The 19,350-nt window shown below is 41.9% G+C and carries 19 protein-coding genes, 1 pseudogene and 1 other annotated feature; of the genes and pseudogenes, 5 read left to right on the forward strand and 15 right to left on the reverse strand.

The annotated features are described in order from the left end of the window. Positions 1 to 277: 277 nt before the first annotated feature. Positions 278 to 1,834, reverse strand: coding sequence for a TerC family protein (locus AAC155_RS11120; protein ID WP_113042192.1), 1,557 nt, complete (start codon positions 1,832 to 1,834; stop codon positions 278 to 280). Positions 1,835 to 2,085: 251 nt separating this feature from the next. Here AAC155_RS11120 and gndA point away from each other — a divergent pair, with 251 nt between their 5' ends. Beyond that, positions 2,086 to 3,492 (forward strand): NADP-dependent phosphogluconate dehydrogenase, encoded by a 1,407-nt coding sequence (gene gndA / locus AAC155_RS11125; RefSeq protein ID WP_113042193.1) that lies wholly within the window; start codon positions 2,086 to 2,088, stop codon positions 3,490 to 3,492. Positions 3,493 to 3,674: 182 nt separating this feature from the next. Here the strand turns inward: gndA and AAC155_RS11130 are convergent, their stop codons facing one another. From AAC155_RS11130 to AAC155_RS11140, 3 genes are all read right to left on the reverse strand, one after another. Further along, positions 3,675 to 4,304 carry a beta/gamma crystallin domain-containing protein gene (locus tag AAC155_RS11130; RefSeq protein WP_113042194.1) on the reverse strand — a complete coding sequence of 210 codons (630 nt, stop codon included), beginning with the start codon at positions 4,302 to 4,304 and terminating at the stop codon, positions 3,675 to 3,677. 892 nt (positions 4,305 to 5,196) lie between these two features. Then, positions 5,197 to 5,817, reverse strand: a complete 621-nt coding sequence (locus AAC155_RS11135) for a beta/gamma crystallin domain-containing protein (protein WP_113042195.1) — start codon at positions 5,815 to 5,817, stop codon at positions 5,197 to 5,199. Positions 5,818 to 6,310: 493 nt separating this feature from the next. Further along, positions 6,311 to 6,802: a YbaK/prolyl-tRNA synthetase associated domain-containing protein gene (locus AAC155_RS11140; protein WP_113042196.1), complete on the reverse strand. Its 492-nt coding sequence runs from the start codon at positions 6,800 to 6,802 to the stop codon at positions 6,311 to 6,313. A 546-nt stretch (positions 6,803 to 7,348) separates the two neighbouring features. Here AAC155_RS11140 and yiaY point away from each other — a divergent pair. Together yiaY and AAC155_RS11150 are read left to right on the forward strand one after the other, a co-directional pair. Then, positions 7,349 to 8,500 carry an L-threonine dehydrogenase gene (yiaY, locus tag AAC155_RS11145; protein ID WP_113042197.1) on the forward strand — a complete coding sequence of 384 codons (1,152 nt, stop codon included), beginning with the start codon at positions 7,349 to 7,351 and terminating at the stop codon, positions 8,498 to 8,500. Between the two features lie 76 nt (positions 8,501 to 8,576). Then, complete coding sequence (locus AAC155_RS11150; protein WP_125026222.1) at positions 8,577 to 8,807, forward strand: hypothetical protein; 231 nt, start codon at positions 8,577 to 8,579, stop codon at positions 8,805 to 8,807. Here AAC155_RS11150 and hisIE read toward each other — a convergent pair. The 9 genes and pseudogenes from hisIE to hisL form a co-directional block, all read right to left on the reverse strand. Then, positions 8,782 to 9,387: a bifunctional phosphoribosyl-AMP cyclohydrolase/phosphoribosyl-ATP diphosphatase HisIE gene (gene hisIE / locus AAC155_RS11155; RefSeq protein ID WP_113042198.1), complete on the reverse strand. Its 606-nt coding sequence runs from the start codon at positions 9,385 to 9,387 to the stop codon at positions 8,782 to 8,784. The two genes, AAC155_RS11150 and hisIE, sit on opposite strands and share 26 nt — an antisense overlap. Further along, a complete protein-coding gene (gene hisF, locus AAC155_RS11160) occupies positions 9,381 to 10,157 on the reverse strand; it encodes an imidazole glycerol phosphate synthase subunit HisF (protein WP_113024900.1) in 777 nt (258 codons plus the stop codon). Before hisF ends, hisIE begins: the two co-directional genes overlap by 7 nt. Beyond that, complete coding sequence (gene hisA, locus AAC155_RS11165; protein WP_113042199.1) at positions 10,139 to 10,876, reverse strand: 1-(5-phosphoribosyl)-5-[(5-phosphoribosylamino)methylideneamino]imidazole-4-carboxamide isomerase; 738 nt, start codon at positions 10,874 to 10,876, stop codon at positions 10,139 to 10,141. Before hisA ends, hisF begins: the two co-directional genes overlap by 19 nt. Positions 10,877 to 10,881: 5 nt before the next feature. Beyond that, on the reverse strand, positions 10,882 to 11,487 hold the full coding sequence (hisH, locus tag AAC155_RS11170; RefSeq protein WP_113042200.1) for an imidazole glycerol phosphate synthase subunit HisH: 606 nt from the start codon (positions 11,485 to 11,487) through the stop codon (positions 10,882 to 10,884). Then, positions 11,487 to 12,554, reverse strand: a complete 1,068-nt coding sequence (gene hisB / locus AAC155_RS11175; protein ID WP_113042201.1) for a bifunctional histidinol-phosphatase/imidazoleglycerol-phosphate dehydratase HisB — start codon at positions 12,552 to 12,554, stop codon at positions 11,487 to 11,489. Before hisB ends, hisH begins: the two co-directional genes overlap by 1 nt. After that, positions 12,554 to 13,657, reverse strand: a complete 1,104-nt coding sequence (hisC, locus tag AAC155_RS11180) for a histidinol-phosphate transaminase (protein ID WP_223121427.1) — start codon at positions 13,655 to 13,657, stop codon at positions 12,554 to 12,556. Before hisC ends, hisB begins: the two co-directional genes overlap by 1 nt. Then, positions 13,658 to 14,977: pseudogene (gene hisD / locus AAC155_RS11185) on the reverse strand (histidinol dehydrogenase); the annotation flags it as partial. It abuts the gene before it with no gap. Positions 14,978 to 14,983: 6 nt separating this feature from the next. After that, the gene (gene hisG / locus AAC155_RS11190) at positions 14,984 to 15,883 is read right to left on the reverse strand and encodes an ATP phosphoribosyltransferase (RefSeq protein ID WP_113042202.1); all 900 of its coding nucleotides are present in this window, start codon (positions 15,881 to 15,883) and stop codon (positions 14,984 to 14,986) included. A 26-nt stretch (positions 15,884 to 15,909) separates the two neighbouring features. Then, positions 15,910 to 16,033, reverse strand: a sequence feature (His leader region). Beyond that, a complete protein-coding gene (gene hisL / locus AAC155_RS24475; protein ID WP_109791964.1) occupies positions 16,009 to 16,056 on the reverse strand; it encodes a his operon leader peptide in 48 nt (15 codons plus the stop codon). It overlaps the preceding feature by 25 nt. Before the next feature lie 278 nt (positions 16,057 to 16,334). Between hisL and AAC155_RS11195 the strand changes: the two genes are divergently transcribed. Continuing rightward, a complete protein-coding gene (locus tag AAC155_RS11195) occupies positions 16,335 to 17,162 on the forward strand; it encodes an SDR family oxidoreductase (protein ID WP_113042203.1) in 828 nt (275 codons plus the stop codon). 7 nt (positions 17,163 to 17,169) lie between these two features. Here AAC155_RS11195 and AAC155_RS11200 read toward each other — a convergent pair whose 3' ends face one another. Further along, positions 17,170 to 17,790 (reverse strand): glutathione S-transferase family protein, encoded by a 621-nt coding sequence (locus AAC155_RS11200; RefSeq protein WP_113042204.1) that lies wholly within the window; start codon positions 17,788 to 17,790, stop codon positions 17,170 to 17,172. A gap of 36 nt (positions 17,791 to 17,826) precedes the next feature. Then, positions 17,827 to 18,069, reverse strand: coding sequence for a hypothetical protein (locus AAC155_RS11205; protein ID WP_146748090.1), 243 nt, complete (start codon positions 18,067 to 18,069; stop codon positions 17,827 to 17,829). A 26-nt stretch (positions 18,070 to 18,095) separates the two neighbouring features. Between AAC155_RS11205 and AAC155_RS11210 the strand changes: the two genes are divergently transcribed. Then, entirely contained in the window at positions 18,096 to 19,301 is a 1,206-nt protein-coding gene (locus AAC155_RS11210) for a serine hydrolase (protein ID WP_191214838.1), read from the forward strand. Positions 19,302 to 19,350 lie beyond the last annotated feature (49 nt).

A 19,350-nucleotide genomic window follows, 5' to 3' on the forward strand; every position in this document is an offset into this window, starting at 1 on the left:
CAAGTTGCCTCTTTGTTGGCCGCACTCACTCACCCCGGTCACAGAGTTATCTATGCTCCCGGGGATTCGCTCCCTTGCCGTCGCGATCCATCTTGAAATCCATTGGGTATATATGAATATAATCCTGTTGAATTAATGAATAATATTATTGATAGCAAAGGCCCAAAAAATCCCGGTGCAGTTTAAACTGACCGGGTTTTATTTTGTTTCAGAGGGAAAACTCAGTGATGGCAGATACGATGAATGATCAATAACACTGGGTTATTCTCTATTTTCTTTACTCTGACACCAGAGGGGTAATTTTTACCTTATTAATTCGATGACTGGTCACTTCCAACGGTTCAAACAGGTAATTATCAATCTGTAATTGCTCACCTTGTCGTGGAATATGTTGTGAATGTTCCATTAACAAACCTGCTAAGGTTTGATATTCACGTTTTTCATCCAGTTGCAAAGGGACATAAAGGATCAAATCATCCAGCGGCATATAACCATTGGCGATCCAACCACCCTGTTCAGTCGCTTGAATATCATGGCGGGCATCAGTTTCTTCGCCATCTACCGGTAAATTACCCGCGATAGTTTCCATTACGTCGGTCAAAGTCACCACACCTTCCACAGAACCAAATTCATCGACAACAAACGCGAAGTGAGTTTGTGCCTGGCGGAACTGCTCCAATGCCTGGAGTAGTGAAAGCTGTTCAGGGAAAATCAGAGGCTGTTTTATCAGCGAATGTAAATCAAAAGGCTGTTGGTTGAGTTGTTGATTCAGTAAATCAATAACATGGACAACACCTAATGGTTCGTCACTGATATCTTCATCTGTTACCACAATGCGTGTGTGAGGATTTTTACTCAGTATTTGCGTCAAATTTTCGGTTGGTGCATGAATATCAAGGTACTCCACGTCGTGACGGGAAGTCATGATACTGTTAACGTTACGCTGTGCCATGCCCAGAACCCTGGCAATCATTTGACGTTCTTGTGGATCAAACACTTCCTGATTATCAGAAATCAGATTGGATGTATGATTATCCAATTCTGCATTTTCATGCTTACCACTCAGGATACGTAAAACGGCTTCCGCTGTTCTTTCACGTAGTGAACGGGAAGCAGTAAGAAATCTGCGGCGGTTAAATTGAGCAAATTGGTTTAAGGCTTCAATCATAATAGAGAAGCCGATAGCGGCGTACAAGTAACCTTTGGGGATGCGATAACCAAAACCTTCGGCTATCAGACTGAAACCGATCATCAACAAGAAGCTCAGACAGAGAATAACGATAGTCGGGTGAGCATTGACGAAAGTGGTCAACGGTTTACTTGCCAGTATCATCAGGAACATCGCAATGGTGACTGCCACGATCATGATACCGATGTTGTCTACCATACCAACAGCAGTCACCACTGAATCCAATGAAAATACAGCATCAAGGACAATGATTTGAACGACAACCGTCCAAAATTTAGATGTTTTGCGTTGTTGTCCTGAGTGGGCATCTTTACCTTCCAGCCGTTCATTGAGCTCCATTGTCGCTTTGAACAGTAAGAAAAGGCCACCTATCAGCATAATTAGGTCACGAGCACTAAATGGATGTTCCCAAAGCGTAATTAATGGATGAGTTAGCGTTATCAACCAAGAAAGACTAAAAAGCAGTACGATACGCATCAGTAACGCACAACTTAGACCTGTAATTCTTGCTTTGTCTCTTTGTTTTTCAGGAAGTTTATCTGCCAGAATGGCAATAAAGACCAAGTTGTCAATTCCAAGGACAATTTCTAGAACGATAAGAGTAACCAGTCCAGCCCATATCGTCGGATCAGCGATCCATTCCATACAGTTTGTTTTACCTTTTAATATGACGGCTCATGCCGAATAATGAATAATGGGCATTGACTCATCAAATTTCAATAGTTGATTTTTCATCTGAGGAAGTTTTTTCCAAAAAATGGGGTGTAGCGGTATCGATGGCACCAATAACTATCCATTAGGACTCGTCCTGAGTTAACATGTGATCACATTAACAAATTGCACACTAATTATTATTGTTATTGGTGAGCAGAATTATCATCAGACAGGAGTTATTCATGTCCAAGCAGCAGATTGGTGTTGTCGGTATGGCGGTGATGGGGCGTAACTTGGCACTAAATATTGAGAGCCGTGGTTATTCCGTATCTATATTTAACCGTTCAAGTGATAAGACTGACGAAGTGATCGCCGAAAATCCGGGGAAGAAATTAGTTCCAAGTTACACGGTCGAAGAATTTGTCGATTCACTGGAAAAACCGCGCCGTATTCTGCTCATGGTTAAGGCTGGCGAAGCAACCGATAAAACTATTGCTTCACTGACCCCACATCTGGATAAAGGTGATATTTTGATTGATGGGGGTAATACCTATTTTCAGGATACTATCCGTCGTAATCGCGAGCTTTCTGCGCAGGGTTTTAATTTTATCGGTACCGGGGTTTCCGGTGGAGAAGAGGGGGCATTGAAAGGTCCATCTATTATGCCTGGCGGCCAGAAAGAGGCGTATAAATTGGTGGCACCAATTCTGCAAGAGATTGCGGCTAAAGCTGAAGGTAAACCTTGTGTGGCCTATATTGGCCCGGATGGTGCCGGCCATTATGTGAAAATGGTTCACAATGGCATTGAATACGGTGATATGCAGCTCATTGCTGAAGCCTATTCTTTACTGAAAAATGCCCTAAATCTGAGCAATGAAGAACTATCTGAGATTTTCACTGACTGGAATAATGGCGAATTAAGCAGTTATTTGATTGAAATCACGGCTGATATTTTCCATAAGAAAGATGAAGCAGGCCAATATTTGGTTGATGTGATTTTGGATGAAGCAGCAAATAAAGGTACGGGTAAGTGGACCAGCCAGAGCTCTCTGGATTTAGGGATTCCAGTGACGTTGATCACCGAATCGGTATTTGCACGTTATATTTCTTCTCTAAAAGATCAGAGAGTGGCCGCGGCTCAAGTTTTGAGCGGGCCGGATGTACAACCATTTAAAGGTGATAAGGCCGAATTTATTGAGAAAGTCCGCCGTGCGCTTTATTTGGGTAAAATCGTCTCTTATGCTCAGGGTTTTCAGCAATTGAAAGCGGCATCTGATGAGTACCAGTGGGATCTTAATTACGGTGAGATTGCCGGGATTTTCCGGGCGGGTTGTATTATTCGTGCTCAATTCCTGCAAAAAATTACTGACGCGTATAACGAAAATGCGGATATTGCTAATCTGTTGTTGGCGCCTTACTTTAAGAAAATTGCTGATGAATATCAGCAGGCACTGCGTGATGTTGTCTCGTATGGGGTGCAGAATGGTATCCCAACGCCTACTTTCTCGGCTGCTATTTCTTACTACGATAGTTATCGTTCAGCTGTATTGCCTGCTAATTTAATTCAGGCTCAGCGTGATTATTTTGGTGCTCATACTTATAAACGTACTGATAAAGAAGGTGTTTTCCATACTGAATGGATGGAGTAAGCTCGGTTATCACCGATTGACCAGGGAAGTGGATAAATTTACATCAGATATGATGTGGTTTTAATTTCCGCGATCGTCTGGAACACGTCGTTGCGGTTTTTTAACAAATATACCGCAACGGCGTAGTTTAAATTTCAGAATATAATTTGTCTGAGAGTGATGATTGTCACATTAATCCCGAATTAAGCAATAGGATCAGTGCTAATAATGTGACAATCAAAACGATTATTTCCTACATGAACCAGTTTCAAGTTTTTAGGGAAATTGAGACCTTCATAAATAGTTGCGATACCGATAGCATCATAAGAAAAATAAAATGATCCGTTACCAATATATTCTCCGGTGTTGACATCTCTGACATAAATTGAAGTGACTATCTCTTTCTGTACCTGTAGTTCGTTAACGACTGTATAATTATCATCTGTTGTTGCGTTAACGTCGATTGTTTCCTCTTCTTCTCCATTAAATATCTTAATGGTCATAGAGAATTTTGTATCTGAATGAGTATCATCAATGATTTTTAGTGCAACCAGTTTTGTATCTTTCTGTATAATTCTGAATTTCGATAACCCTCTAATTTCTTTATCGATATCTGGATTGTCGACTACCCATTCATAATATTTACTCTCTGGATCGTTATAGTGACGCCACGCATGGACTTTTGATAACTTTCCAATTTTTACTGAACGAAATTTATCGTTAAGATTGGAAGGGAGCGATATAATTTTATCGAGCTCTGGGTAATCATGTGACTTACCCTGATAGTTTTTCTCTTCGAAAAACGTGACGCCTGTAATTAATTCTTTTGTCATTTATTCTATTCCTCAAAGTTAATGTAAGTAATATACCTGATTGTATTAATGTGAAATATATAGTATTGACTCGTTTATACTATTTGTGAAAATTGGATTTTTTCTATGTAATATTTCCCACTGATAATTCATTTATTCCTCATCTTTAGATGCAATATATCCAGTCAATAGAAGAATAATATTCTATGGGTTAATGTTAAAATTAGCATAAAAATACATAAAGTAAAGTTGTTTAAAAAATACCGAATAATATTTTTATAATTATACTAATATAGTCAAATTGACTGATTGAAATGTGAAAATTTGATATTTTTAGTGAATTTTTTATCTTAAATTTAGTATTCAATTTGGTTGTGAATATTTTTCATGCTTGGTGTTTTGAATAGATACTATAAGATTGTTTTTTATTAATAATATTATGAAAATACCTAAAATAAGATATGTAATAATGGAATGGTTGGGTTTTTCTATAATTTTTAAAATTAATCATTATGGAAGTATTTATCTCAAAAGAAATAGCTTGTGAAAATTATTTCTTGTGGATCTTAATTTAATGTTTTTTTAAAGATTAAGTGACTATTTGACTTTTTGACTTTTTGATTATAAATTTTTATAGAAAAAGGATAAATAACAATGAATGGCTAGCTAATGGTTAAGGATTTGTTGGCTGCACTCGCTCACCCTGGTCACATCGTTCGCTATGCTCCTGGGGATTCGCTCCCTTGCCGTCGCGATAATCTTGAAACCCATAGGGTATATAACCCCGAAATTTTTGCTGATTTATGAATACACCGTTGCGGTTTTTGATGATATTCCGCAACGGTGTTGCTTAAATTTTCAGAACGTAGCCTGTCTGAAAACGACGGTTAATTATTGTTACATTATGACCGGATTAGTGAGAAAAATCGGTACTGATAATATGAATATCAAAACGATTGCCACCTGCATTAACTATTCTGAGATTTTTAGGGAAATTAGCTTTCTCATCAATAGTAACAACACCATTTGCATCACGATAGAAATAGAATGATCCGTTATTGATATATACTCCAGTACTGGTATTTCTTATTGCAATGGCAGTGACTAACTCAGTCTCAAATGGCAATATACCAACCAGTGCATAATCATCATCAGTTGTTGTTTCAACTGGGCCCACGCAATGTGTATTCGTGAACATTGAGAATTTAATACCTGAATAAGTATCATCAATAAGTTTTAATGCAACCAAGCAGGTATCTTTTGGTGCCACTTTAAACTTAGATAATCCTCTAATTTCTCTATCAATATCTGGGTGATCGTATTCCCATTCACGATAGCGTTGACCTGGTTCACAATTACTCTGATGACGCCATGCATAGACTTTTGATAACGTTCCAATTCTTACTGAACGGAATCTATCGTTGAGATCATAAGGCAATGGAATAATGATATCGTTTTCTGGATAATAGTGCGCTTCACCCAGAAAGTATTTTCTATCGAAAAAAGTTGCACCTGTAACTAGCTTATTAGTCATATTTTTCTATTCCTTAAACTTTATTTTAAAAAAAACGTCATCTTTCTTGTTGAAAGCGATATGAGAATACAATGAGCGTGGGTTTTTGTATTTAATAAAATATAATGAATAGGCATATTAAATTGTTGTCAATACAACATTAATATAATTGACATGTCATTTTATACCGATATTTGAAATAAAGTTTCTGAAATTAAAAATAATTGAAAATTCCTATCAAGAAACACCTTTATTTGGGTGGTGAATTATCCCCTAATGTAATTGATAATTTTTTGTATATGGCTCAATAGTGAATAATTAGATATTCATGGTATTTGATAATTATACCTCTCTGTTTAATGTTTATATAATGTAGCAATAATAATGACTTTATCTAATGATATAAACTTATTGGGGCGGGATAGTTACTATTTAAATGAATATATTTTAAATATTATCTTAAATAGCCTATTTTTATAGGCTATTTGACAAATATCATTTTTCGCGATGGTATTTATTCTACCCGACGAAAACTCACCAATTCAGGTTGTGCAATTCGATGGTAATCTTGAGTGTTAAGAATCACTGAGCGTTCAAGGCTACCGGCATTAAAAGCCAGTTCATCAAAACGTTCAAATAATAAAGGGTCTGCAACCAGTTTCAGATCTGGATGAAAACTAAAAGGTGGAATAGCACCAAATACACATTGAGTCAGTTCAAAAACTTCTTTAGGACTTGCCAGTGAGGCGCGGCTGCCACCGATCTGTTTTGCCAGTGAAGAGAGGTCTGCTTGTTGATCCGCAGGCAGTACAGCGAGTACATATTGGCGGAATCCTTCCCCTTTAACATGGCAAACTAATCCTTTTGCCCCTTGTCCAAGTTGTGTACCACGGATTTTTGCAACTTCTTCAGAATGTCCGGCGGTTGAATGTTCCATCACCCGATAGCTAGCATGATGATTATCCAATAATGTGGTCAGGCGGTTAAATATTTCGTTAGAGGACAAAATAAACTCCTAAATAATGACTTGGTGAATTGATATATTAATCTTCTCGATTATTGTATTTATTATATTGCCAATGACATATATTACCAAGAGGAAAAATTATCAAATATCTATTTTAATAAACATTATCTAACTCTACCGAGATATATACCCTATGGATTTCAAGATGCATCGCGACGGCAAGGGAGTGAATCCCCGGGAGCATAGATAACTATGTGACCGGGGTGAGCGAGTGCAGCCAACAAAGAGGCAACTTGAAATATGACGGGTATATTTATATTTTTTGAATTGTATGGTTTAAATAGAGCTATTATTTATGTTTGTTGCAAGAGCAATGATCTGTAGTTCCATTAGGTGATTTTTCAAATTTTACTTTTTATACCTTAAGGATTTCAAGATGGATCGCGACGGCAAGGGAGCGAATCCCCGGGAGCATAGATAACGATGTGACCGGGGTGAGTGAGTGAAACCAACAAAGAGGTAACTTGAAAGACAACGGGTATATATATTTTCATTCTAAAACTATTTTAATATAAGGAATTATCAATGATGACTACGACTTTTTTTATGACATCGGTAAATATGTTTGGTGCGGGTTGTTTGGTTGAAGCGGTAAATACGATGAAAGGTGATGGTTATAAGCGAGCATTGATTGTGACCGATCGTGTTTTAAATGAAATTGGGGTGGCAGCAAAAGTTCAAGCTTTATTATCTGATGTTGATATTGAGAGTACGGTTTATGATGGTACTAATCCGAATCCGACGACAATTAACGTTGAGGAAGGTTTGGATATTCTGCGTCAGCATAATAGCGATTGCGTTATTTCTTTAGGGGGTGGTTCGCCACATGATTGTGCAAAAGCTATTGTGTTGGTCGCTGCTAATGGAGGCGATATCCGGGATTATGTCGGTATTGGGCGTTCATCTAAACCGTATTTGCCATTAATCTCAGTCAATACTACCGCGGGTACTGCGTCAGAAATGTCACGTTTCTGTGTTATTACCGATACTGAAAGCCATATTAAAATGGCCATTGCTGACAAGAAAATAACACCTGTTTTGTCTGTGAACGATCCGGAATTAATGGTAGGAATGCCGAAAGGGTTAACCGCCGCAACTGGAATGGATGCAATGACTCATGCGGTTGAAGCCTATGTTTCTCCTGAGGCTAGCCCAATAACGGATGCTTGTGCATTGAAAGCAATCTCAATGATTAGTCACTCTTTACGCCAAGCAGTTGCAGATGGGAGCAATATAGAAGCACGTGAAAACATGGCCTATGCACAATTCTTGGCGGGGATGGCGTTTAATAGTGCATTACTGGGGTATGTACACGCCATGTCTCACCAATTGGGCGGTACTTATGATTTACCACACGGCATATGCAATGCTGTTTTATTACCACACGTTCAAGAGTTCAACGCTAAAGCGGTTGCGGGTCGTTTGAAAGATATTGCCGCTGCGATGGGGGTAGATGTAAGCGCTATGAATGATCAGCAAGGGGCTGCGGCATGTATTGCTGAAATTCGTAAGTTGTCAAAAGATATTGGTATTCCGTCAGGTCTAGCGGAACTGAATGTCAAATTAGAAGATTTACCAGAGTTAGCAACTAATGCCTTGAAAGATATATGTTGTTTGACTAATCCCACTCAAGCTACCCATGAAGAAATTGTTTCGATCTTTAAAGCGGCCATGTGATTTATAAACGTTCATTTCGTGTAGATACCTATGCCTAATTGGGCGGGGAGCTGTCAAAAAGGCGACGTAGACGTCTATGTCGCCTGATAGTCGTTTTTCGTATGATTGGTTTTTGCCTTTTTATCTACCGGAAAAGCGCGGTGGATCACGGGCATATACCCAATGGATTTCAAGTTGCATCGCGGCGGCAAGGGAGCGAATCCCCGGGAGCATAGCAAACTATGTGACCGGGGGGAGGGAGTGCAGCCAACAAAGAGGCAGCTTGAAAGATGACGGGTATATCATCTTTCCCGTAATCGACGAATGACACAACTCAGATCCAGCTCTTGATCCTGTAGTAGAACCATCAGGTGATACATCAGATCTGCTGCTTCATTCGTTAGCTCTTCTCTATTATTCACTGCCGCGGCTAAAGCGGTTTCTAACCCTTCTTCACCCACTTTCTGAGCGATTCGTTTAGTACCGCTGGCATATAACTTCGCTGTATATGAATGGTCAGGGTCGGCTGTTTTGCGACTTGCCAGCAATTTTTCAAGCTGATAGAGAAATCCCCATTCAGTTTGTGCCGGAGCAAAACAACTGTGTGTACCAAAGTGGCAGGTAGGGCCGATTGGGTCTGCGAGTGCCAACAGGGTATCGTTGTCACAATCAGGATAGATATTGACCAAATTAAGAAAATGGCCGGAGCTTTCACCTTTGGTCCATAGACGTCGTTTACTGCGGGAAAAGAAAGTGATTTTGCCTGAACTGATAGTAATATTCAGTGCTTCTTTATTCATATAGCCCATCATGAGGACATCGCCGGATATAGCATGTTGCACAATAACCGGCATCATATAAGCGACTTTTTCCCAACCCAGTTTTTCGATTTGTTGTGCGGTTAGCAAGTTCTTATCTCCACGCCTTGTTGTGAAAGGTACTGTTTTAATTCACCGATATTAATAATGTGTTTATGGAATACAGATGCAGCGAGTGCACCATCGACATTTGCCTGTTTAAAGGCATCAAGAAAGTGTTCTGGTGCGCCTGCACCACCAGAGGCAATGAGAGGAACATGACAAACGTCACGCACCTGTTTTAGTTGAGTCAGATCGTAGCCATTGCGGACACCATCCTGATTCATCATATTGAGTACGATTTCACCTGCACCCCGGTGTTGCGCTTCTTTTACCCAATCGAGGGTTTGCCATTGAGTGGCCTTTGTGCGTTTTTCGTCACCGGTAAACTGATAAACTTGATAGCGGCCAGTGCTTTCATCAAACCAGGTGTCAATCCCTACGACAATGCATTGAACACCATAACGATCGGCCAAACGAGTAATTAAGGTTGGATCAGCCAGTGCAGGAGAGTTGATAGAGATTTTATCTGCCCCAAATGAAAGGATTTGCCCTGCATCTTCGACAGTTTTAATACCACCAGCGACACAAAAGGGAATATCAATCACCTCCGCAACTTTGGCGACCCAACTTTTATCGACTACCCGTCCATCAGATGAGGCAGTGATATCGTAGAAAACCAGTTCATCTGCACCTTCTGTTGCATAACGTTGGGCAAGTGGCACAATATCGCCGATAATTTCGTGATGACGAAACTGAATGCCTTTAACCACTTGCCCGTCACGAACATCAAGGCAAGGAATTATGCGTTTTGCCAGCATTGAATTGCCTCCTTCAGGGTAAATTTTTCATCAAGTAATGCGCGACCAATAATAACTCCGGCTACGCCGCTGGCGGGCAGAGAAGCGATATTATTCAATGTGCCGATGCCCCCCGAAGCCTGAAACGCGATTTGTGGATAGTATTGGCAAATTGCCCGATATAATTCGACATTTGAGCCAGTTAGCGTGCCATCGCGGGAGATATCTGTACACAGTACATATTTCAACCCGCAAGGCAGATATTGCTCAATAACCTGTTCCAGAGTGACGGAGGAATTCTCCCGCCAGCCATTGATGGCAACTTGTTTTATGCCTGTATTATTGATACGAACATCCAGCGCCAGCACAATATTTTCGGCACCATAACGTTTAAACCATTGGGTAACGAGTGCCGGTTGTTTTATGGCGATAGAGCCAATTACTATCCGGTTGGCACCCGCATCAAGCAATGTTTTCACATCTTCTTCTGTACGGATGCCGCCGCCGACCTGAACAGGTATAGAAACTGCTGCAAGTAATTTGCGCAGTAAAGGGATCTGGCGGGCGGATGGATCTTTAGCGCCGGTCAGGTCGACCAGATGGAGCAATTTTGCTCCCTGTTGTTCATATTGTTGAAAGTGGGACAAAGGATCGTGTTGATAATCCCGTTGTTGAGCATAATCCCCTTGATGTAACCGTACTACTTTGCCATCTATCAAATCTAATGCGGGTATAATCATTGTGCCTACATCTCCAGAAAATTCTTTAATAGTCTGGCTCCGGCAGCACCGGAACGTTCAGGGTGAAACTGTACGCCGAAGAAGTTATCTTTGGCGATTGCGCTGCTGAAAATATTGCCATATTCAGTTTGCGCAATGGTGTAGGTATTCAGCGGGATCGCGTAGCTATGGACAAAATAAAAATAGGCATGGTCTTCAATACCACGGAATAGCGGGTGCCCGGCTTTTGGCAGAACTTGGTTCCAGCCCATGTGTGGTAATGGAAGCCCATGCGTAGCCATTTTTTGGACGGGGGAAGCCATAACTTCGAGTAGGGTGACATTATTACCTGCAACATTATCGCTTTCTTCGCTGGTGGCAGCGAATAGCTGCATGCCAAGGCAAATACCTAACACAGGTTGGCTGAGTACTTTAATTAACGGTATAAGTTCCCGTTGTTTCAATTGATCCATTGCAGCACTGGCAGTGCCGACACCAGGTAAAAGTAGTTTATCTGCTGCCAGGATCGTTGCTGTTTCCTGACTGATTTCAGGTTGATAGCCTAATTTTCGGATGGCATAAGCTACCGATGACAAGTTAGCGCAGCCAGTATCAAGAATGACAACTTTCATCACAGAACCCCTTTGGAACTTGGCAATGTATCGCCTTCTACCCGAATTGCCTGACGTAGTGTTCGGCCAAAGGCTTTAAACAGGCTTTCTGCTCTGTGATGATCGTTGCTGCCTTTCGTTTTCAGATGCAGTGTACAGGCCATTGCATAAGAGAGTGAACGAAAGAAGTGCTCAATCATTTCAGTGCTCAGATCACCCACCCGCTGGTGTTTGAATTCAGCTTTATATTCCAGATGAGGGCGACCAGAAATATCGAGAGCACAGCGGGCAAGGCATTCATCCATTGGCAACACAAAACCAAAGCGACAGATGCCCCGTTTATCTCCCAAAGCCAGTTTCAATGCTTCCCCCAATGCCAGACCGGTATCCTCAACGGTATGGTGATCATCAATACAGAGATCGCCTTTAACCTGAACATGCATGCGGAAACCACCGTGGGTAGCAATCTGATCCAACATATGGTCAAAGAACCCGACACCGGTATTGATATCGCTGCTACCTTCATGATCAAGCCAAACGTCAATGTTGATGGATGTCTCTTTAGTGATACGTTGAACATGAGCGTGACGGTCTTGACGGGTTAGTTGTTCACAGATAGCGAACCAGCCAAGGTTTTTCGGATGATAACGTAACCCCTGAATGCCCATATTTTTGGCCAGTTGCAGATCGGTTTCCCGGTCACCAATCACATAGCTGTTCGCGGTATCCATCAAGCCTTCTGTTAGATATTTTTCCACCAGTTTTATTTTTGGCTTACGGCAATGACAGTTCTCTTCTGGCTTGTGAGGGCAGATTAAAACTTCATCAAAATGGATGCCTTGAGAACTGAAAATCTGCATCATCAGGTTATGTGGCGGTTCAAATTGTTCTAATGGAAAACTATCTGTGCCAAGACCATCCTGATTAGTGATCATAATCAGCCTGAACCCCGATTTTTGCAGGGCAAGCAGAGCAGGAATAACCTCGGTTTCCAGTGCCAGTTTATCCAGACGATCAACTTGAAAATCTGTTGGCGGTTCAGTGATCAGCGTACCGTCCCGATCAATAAACAGGAGTTTCTGGTTCATCAGTTTGCTATCTCCTTTGGTTGTTCATTTACAGTGGAAAGGGCGCTGATGGCTTCAACCACTCGCTCACACTCTTTACGGCTGCCGATGGTGATCCGCAGGCAACCCTCTAAACCGGGCTGTTTGCGTTGGTCGCGCAGGATGATGCCCTGATGCCATAATGTTTTGAAAACAGTTTCTGCGTCATAGAATTTCACCAATATATAGTTGGTTTCACTGGGGAATACTTTTTCTACGATGGCTAATTTATTCAGCGCCTGTTGCAAGTCATTGCGGTTTTCCCTGATCTCAACGACACGTTTTTGCATAATTGCGATACTTTCTGCTGTCAGTGCCTGTGCTGCAATATCTGCAACAGGCGTGGAAAGCGGGTAAGGTGCAATCACTTTTAACAATAGAGTGATGATATCCACAGATGCGAGAGTAAATCCACAGCGCAGACCGGCTAAAGCAAAAGCTTTCGAGAGGGTTCGCAAAATGACTAAATTTGGATAGTTTTTTAGCCAGCTTGCGATACTATTTTCCGGGCAGAATTCAATATAGGCTTCATCGATAGTGACAATTGCACGATTGGCGGTTAGTTCCAGAATTTTACGCAATGAATCAGGATTAATTGCGTTTCCTGTTGGGTTATTAGGGCTACAGATATAGATTAATTTTACCCGGTCGAGGTTATTTTCGATCGCTTCGATATCCAGTTGCCAATTTTCCAGTGTGGCAATTTTCTTTTGTTCGACACCAAAAGTTTCAGCGCTGACACTGTACATACCATAAGTCGGAGGGCAAAACAGCACCATATCTTGTCCGGGTTCACAAAATACGCGGATTAGAAGTTCAATGGATTCATCAGCACCACGACAGGCTAGTACTTGCTCAGGTTGTAAGCCGGCATAGGCGGCATAACGGCGGATAACCGAGGCTGGCTGGCAGTCAGGATAACGGTTTAATGTTTGCTCAGTGCATTGGAAATTAGGTGCTAGTGGGTATTCATTGGCATTCAACCAAACATCACCCTTGCCGCCAAGGCGACGAGCAGACATATAAGGGGTTAATTTGCGGATATTTTCTCGTGCCAACCGGTTGGCATCAAAAATGTTATTCATATTCACCCCTTGACCGGCAATATTCAGCGCCGCCACACGTAAAGTGACCGCGTTTTTATGAGCGGTCAGTTGTTCTGCTTGCGCCAGTGTTTCAATGGTCTGAGATAGGTTCAGTAGTCCTTGCGGCGTCAGTTGTTGAATTGTCATACGTTTTAGGAAATCTGCCAGACCAAGGCTGGAATAGGTTGAAGTGTAGCCATAAGTTGGTAGTACGTGATTGGTTCCTGATGCGTAATCTCCCGCAGATTCCGGCGACCAGTCACCGAGGAAAACAGAACCGGCGCTAGTGATTTTTTCAACCAGTTGTTCTGGCTGGCGGGTTTGGATAATCAGGTGCTCTGGGCCATAGCGGTTGCTGATTTCTACGCATTGTTGCAGGCTTGTTGTCACAATAATCCGGCTATGTGCTAATGCCTTGGCGGCAATCTGGTTGCGGGGAAGACGGGTAAGCTGTTTTTCGATTTCCGTTATCACTTTTTTGGCTAACGCTTCATCAGGTGTAACCAATATCACTTGTGAGTCAGGGCCATGTTCTGCTTGTGAGAGTAAATCGGCAGCTACAAAGACGGGGTTTGCTCCCGCATCGGCGATAATAAGCAGTTCCGATGGGCCAGCAGGCATATCGATGGTGGCACCATCTACGCGCTGACTAACTTGTCTTTTGGCTTCGGTAACATAAGCGTTACCTGGACCAAAAATCTTATCTACTTTGGGGATGGATTCTGTTCCGAATGCCATAGCAGCAATGGCTTGAGCACCACCAATCTGGAATATTTCCGTAATTCCACACAGTGTGGCTGCATAGAGAATTTCATTGGCAATCGGTGGCGGGGAACAAAGTACAACTTTATGGCAACCCGCTATTTGTGCAGGTATTCCGAGCATCAAAACGGTAGAAAGTAATGGTGCAGAACCTCCGGGGATATAGAGCCCGACAGAATCGATAGGCCGTGTTACTTGTTGACAATAGACCCCAGGTTGGGTTTCTACTTCGATCTTTATAGGCTTCTGCGCTTCGTGGAAAACGCGAATATTATTCATTGCCTGTTTCATTGCCTGTTTAATGTCGTCATTCAGGCTGTTTTCCGCGGCGGCGATCTCTTCCGGCGAAATACGGATATTTTTAATAACCGTTTTGTCGAAACGGCGGCTAAATTCACGCAGAGTGTGATCGCCAGACTCTTTTACCGCATGCAGAATGTGTTCCACGGTATGGGAGATTTCTACGGAAGCTGAAATTGCAGGGCGTGTCAGTAAAGCGTTTTGCTGTTCATCATGACATTCCTGCCAACGGATCAGGGTATCGAAATGGTCAGTCATTTTCGTTTACTCCATCATCTTTTCAATCGGCAAGACTAAAATGGAGCTGGCGCCAAGGGATTTAAGCTTCTCCATCGTTTCCCAAAACAGTGTTTCACTGCTTACCATATGCATGGCAACGCGGTTTTGATCCCCCGCCAGCGGTAGAATCGTTGGACGTTCCGCCCCTGGTAGCAGAGCAATCACTTCTTCAAGTTTTGCGCTTGGTGCGTGCAACATGATGTATTTGGATTCACGGGCCTGAATTACCCCTTGAATGCGGGTCAGCAGTTTCTCAATCAATTGCTGTTTATCGGCGGGCATTTCACCATCACGTTGAATAAGACAAGCCTTGGAACGGTAGATAATTTCTACTTCCCGCAGACCATTCGCTTCCAGTGTTGCGCCAGTTGAAACCAGATCACAGATGGCATCGGCTAACCCAGCGCGGGGAGCAACTTCAACTGAGCCATTTAGCAGACAGGATTTAAAGTGGATTTTTTTCTGATCGAGATAACGTTTTAGTAGGTGAGGGTAAGAGGTTGCGATACGGGCATTTTGTAAACATTCGACGCCGGTGTAGTTGTAGTCTAGAGGCGCGGCCAGTGAAAGGCGACAAGTACCGAAATCAAGGCGGCGTAAAGTGAAATAACGAGGATCTTCTCCTTGAGCGCGACGGCTTAATAGCGCTTCTTCCAGCACATTTTCACCGATAATACCCAGATCGACAACGCCATCCATAACCAGCCCTGGAATATCGTCATCGCGTACCCGCAAGATATCAATGGGCATATTTTCTGCGAATGCAATTAGGCGCTGTTGTTGCAGATTGATTTTAATGCCACAGCGAGCCAGTAATTCTCGTGAATCTTCGCTTAATCGGCCTGATTTCTGCATTGCGATACGTAAATGTGATTTATCTAACATTTTTATCCCCACTTAAAATCGGAAACATAAAAAAACCCTCGGAAGGAACCTTCCGAGGGTTTTTATCGCATTCATGCCACCGGAAGACCCGCTAAACGTCTTCCAGCACACAATCGCCTGAAAGACTAATCAGGATGATGATGGTGGTAATGGCTAAATTGAATGCGGATCATAATGGTTTCTCTTTGTTTATGATTGCGGACTGTTTACTGCCGGTTACTTTTATTCACTGACCAACAGAGGTTAAATTTTTTGCTTGCTATTCAACCTATACGATTTGACAGCCTAAAAGCAATCTATTTTTTTAACAATAAATTTATCTCATAATAATGTTTTGTTTTTACTTGAAATATTCTCTCCTATGGGAGAAATATAGGATCAATAATAACAGTGGCTTAATGTTCGAATTGTTTGCATAATCAAAATAATATCAGGCATAGAAGGAGTGGTGATGAAAAAAGTTTCCATTATCGGTCTGGGTTGGTTGGGGATGCCATTAGCCAAAGCATTGAGTCGCAGTGGTATGCAGGTTGTTGGCAGCAAAACGACGCCAGATGGTGTAGAGGCAGCACGTATGTCTGGTATCGAATGTTATTTGTTACAACTGGAACCTCAGATCAATTGCGCGCTTGATGATTTAGAGCAACTGATGGTAGCCGATGTACTGATCATCACTTTACCGGCAAGCCACACTGCGGGTGGCAGTTATAACTATGTTAGGGCAGTTCAGTTAATTGTCGATACTGCTCTTTCATACTCTGTGCCAAGGATTATTTTCACCAGTTCTACTTCTGTTTATGGTTTTGTTGCTGGCAATCTCAATGAGGATGCGCCTTTTTATCCTGAAACATCGTCAGCTCAGGCATTGGTTGAATTAGAGAATTGGTTGCATAAACTGCCAAATATTTCCGTTGATATTTTACGTTTAGCTGGTTTGGTCGGCAGTGGCCGTCATGCTGGACGTTTTCTGGCGGGAAAAAAGGAAGTTAAAGGGGGTAATCAGCCGGTCAATTTAGTTCATCAGGATGATGTTATTTCAGCCATTAACCTATTAATTCAGAGGACTGAAGGTGGGCATATTTATAATTTATGTGCGCCTGTTCACCCAACCAAGGCTGAATTTTACCCTAAGGCCAGTAATCAGCTTGATTTAGTTCCACCTGAGTTTTCCAGAAAAGAAACTCAGGTGAGAAGCAGAATTGTTGATGGCAGCCGTATTTGTCAGGAATTAGGATTTAAGTATCAATATCCTGATCCCAGATGGATGCCAATGAGCTGATTTTTTTTCAACTTAACTCAATCATGACAATTTCTTTGAACGCTGGTCTTTCTGCCATTAATTGATACCAGCGTTCAATATTTGGCAGAGAGGGGCGTTTGATTGGAATATTAAGCCAAGGATAAATCATAGGCCCTAATGCAATATCCGCCATGCCAAATTTATCGCCGGAAAGATATTTCTGTTCTGCCAGAGTATTCTCAACCATTTTCATCAGCTTCTCGATTTCAGCCAGGGTCTGTTCTATTTGCTTTTGATCCCGTTCTGCTTCGGGTGTACGAATAAAACCTATCACGAATTGCCTGATATGAGGAAACAGATGTGAACCAACCCAATCCATCCATTTATCTGCATTTGCTCTTTCCTGTAGGTCTTGTGGATAAAGTACCTCTTTACCAAATTTTGCTGCAAGATAACGAACAATTGCGTTAGATTCCCACAAGATAAAATCGCCTTCCTGTAAACAAGGGATTTTTCCATTCGGATTCATTTTTAGATATTGCGGGTCATCCAGTTCGCCAAATTTACTGCCAATATCTACTTGATTATACGGTACACCAAGTTCTTTCAGACACCAGAGCACTTTTTTTACATTGGAAGAGTTTTTACGGCCCCAAATGGTCAGCATGAGTTTCTCCTTGAATCGGGATGATAAGAAAATCGTCTATTTGTTACCAATAACTTTTATCAGATTAAATGAAAACCTATGATCAGCACAATCTTTACACTGTTTATGTTGGTTTCTTGTCGTACAACATTTTATATTAATATACCCGTCATCTTTCAAGTTGCTTCTTTGTTGGCTGCACTCACTCACCCCGGCCACATAGTTATCTATGCTCCCGGGGATTTGCTCCCTTGCTGCCGCGATGCATCTTGAAATCCATAGGGTATAAGAATTTGACATTTTTTCTTATTAAGTAAAGGGGAACGATGATGAAGAAAAGTCTGGCGATGACGATGAAATGTGTGATTGCGGTGCTGACAGTGGCATCAATGGTAAGTGCTCGTGTTTATGCATCGGATGAACCTGTTGTTCCACCCGTGGACGCTAGAGCTTATGTGTTAATGGATTATGACAGCGGTAAAATTCTGGCTGAGGGTAATCCCGATGAGCGGCTTGATCCAGCCAGTCTGACAAAAATTATGACCAGTTATGTTGTCGGTCAGGCGATAAAAGCAGGAAAAATTACGTCGGAAGATGTCGTTACTGTGGGAAAAGATGCTTGGGCGACGGGAAATCCCATACTGAAAGGTTCTTCGCTCATGTTTCTTAAACCCGATGACAGGGTAAAAGTGATCGATCTGAATCGTGGTGTTGTTATTCAATCTGGTAATGATGCCAGCATCGCTTTGGCTGATTATGTGGCGGGCAGTCAGGATGTATTTGTTAGTCTGATGAACAATTATGCAAAAGCCCTTGGGTTGACTAACACCCATTTTCGTACAGTTCATGGATTGGATGCTGAGGGCCAATTTAGTACTGCTCGTGATATGGCGGTATTGAGTCAGGCGATGATCCGTGATGTTCCTGATGAGTATGCCTTGCATAAAGAGAAAATATTTACCTTCAATAAAATCCAACAGCTTAACCGTAACCGATTGTTATGGAATAAAAATATGAATGTCGATGGTGTGAAAACAGGATATACCAGCGGTGCCGGTTATAATCTGGTTGCTTCAGCGACAGAGGGATCTATGCGGCTGATTTCTGTAGTGTTAGGTGCGCCAAGTGATCGGGGTCGTTTTGCTGAAAGTGAAAAATTACTTGCATGGGGATTCCGTTTTTATGAAACGGTAACCCCTATTAAAGTTAGTGAGCCGTTTGTTTCAGAAAAGGTTTGGTATGGCAAGCGTTCAGATGTTGCTCTCGGCGTAGAAAAAGACGCGGCGATCACTATTCCTCGTGGGCAGTTAAAAAATTTGAAAGCCAGTTACATATTAAATCAGACGCCATTAACAGCGCCTTTGACGAAAAATCAGGTTGTTGGTGTGATTAACTTCCAATTAGGGGATAAGGTCATTGAACAACGTCCTTTGGTGGTGAAAGAAGTGGTAGAGGAAGGTAACTTTTTTAGCCGTATTTGGGATTTGATTGTGATGAAAGTTAGTGGTTGGTTTAAGGCGATTTTTGGTTGATTTGACGTCAATATAAGGTTTATGTGGCAGGTTGGGTGAAGTTATATTC

It is taken from the genome of Photorhabdus sp. HUG-39 (assembly GCF_963878365.1).
Taxonomy (GTDB): domain Bacteria; phylum Pseudomonadota; class Gammaproteobacteria; order Enterobacterales; family Enterobacteriaceae; genus Photorhabdus; species Photorhabdus kayaii.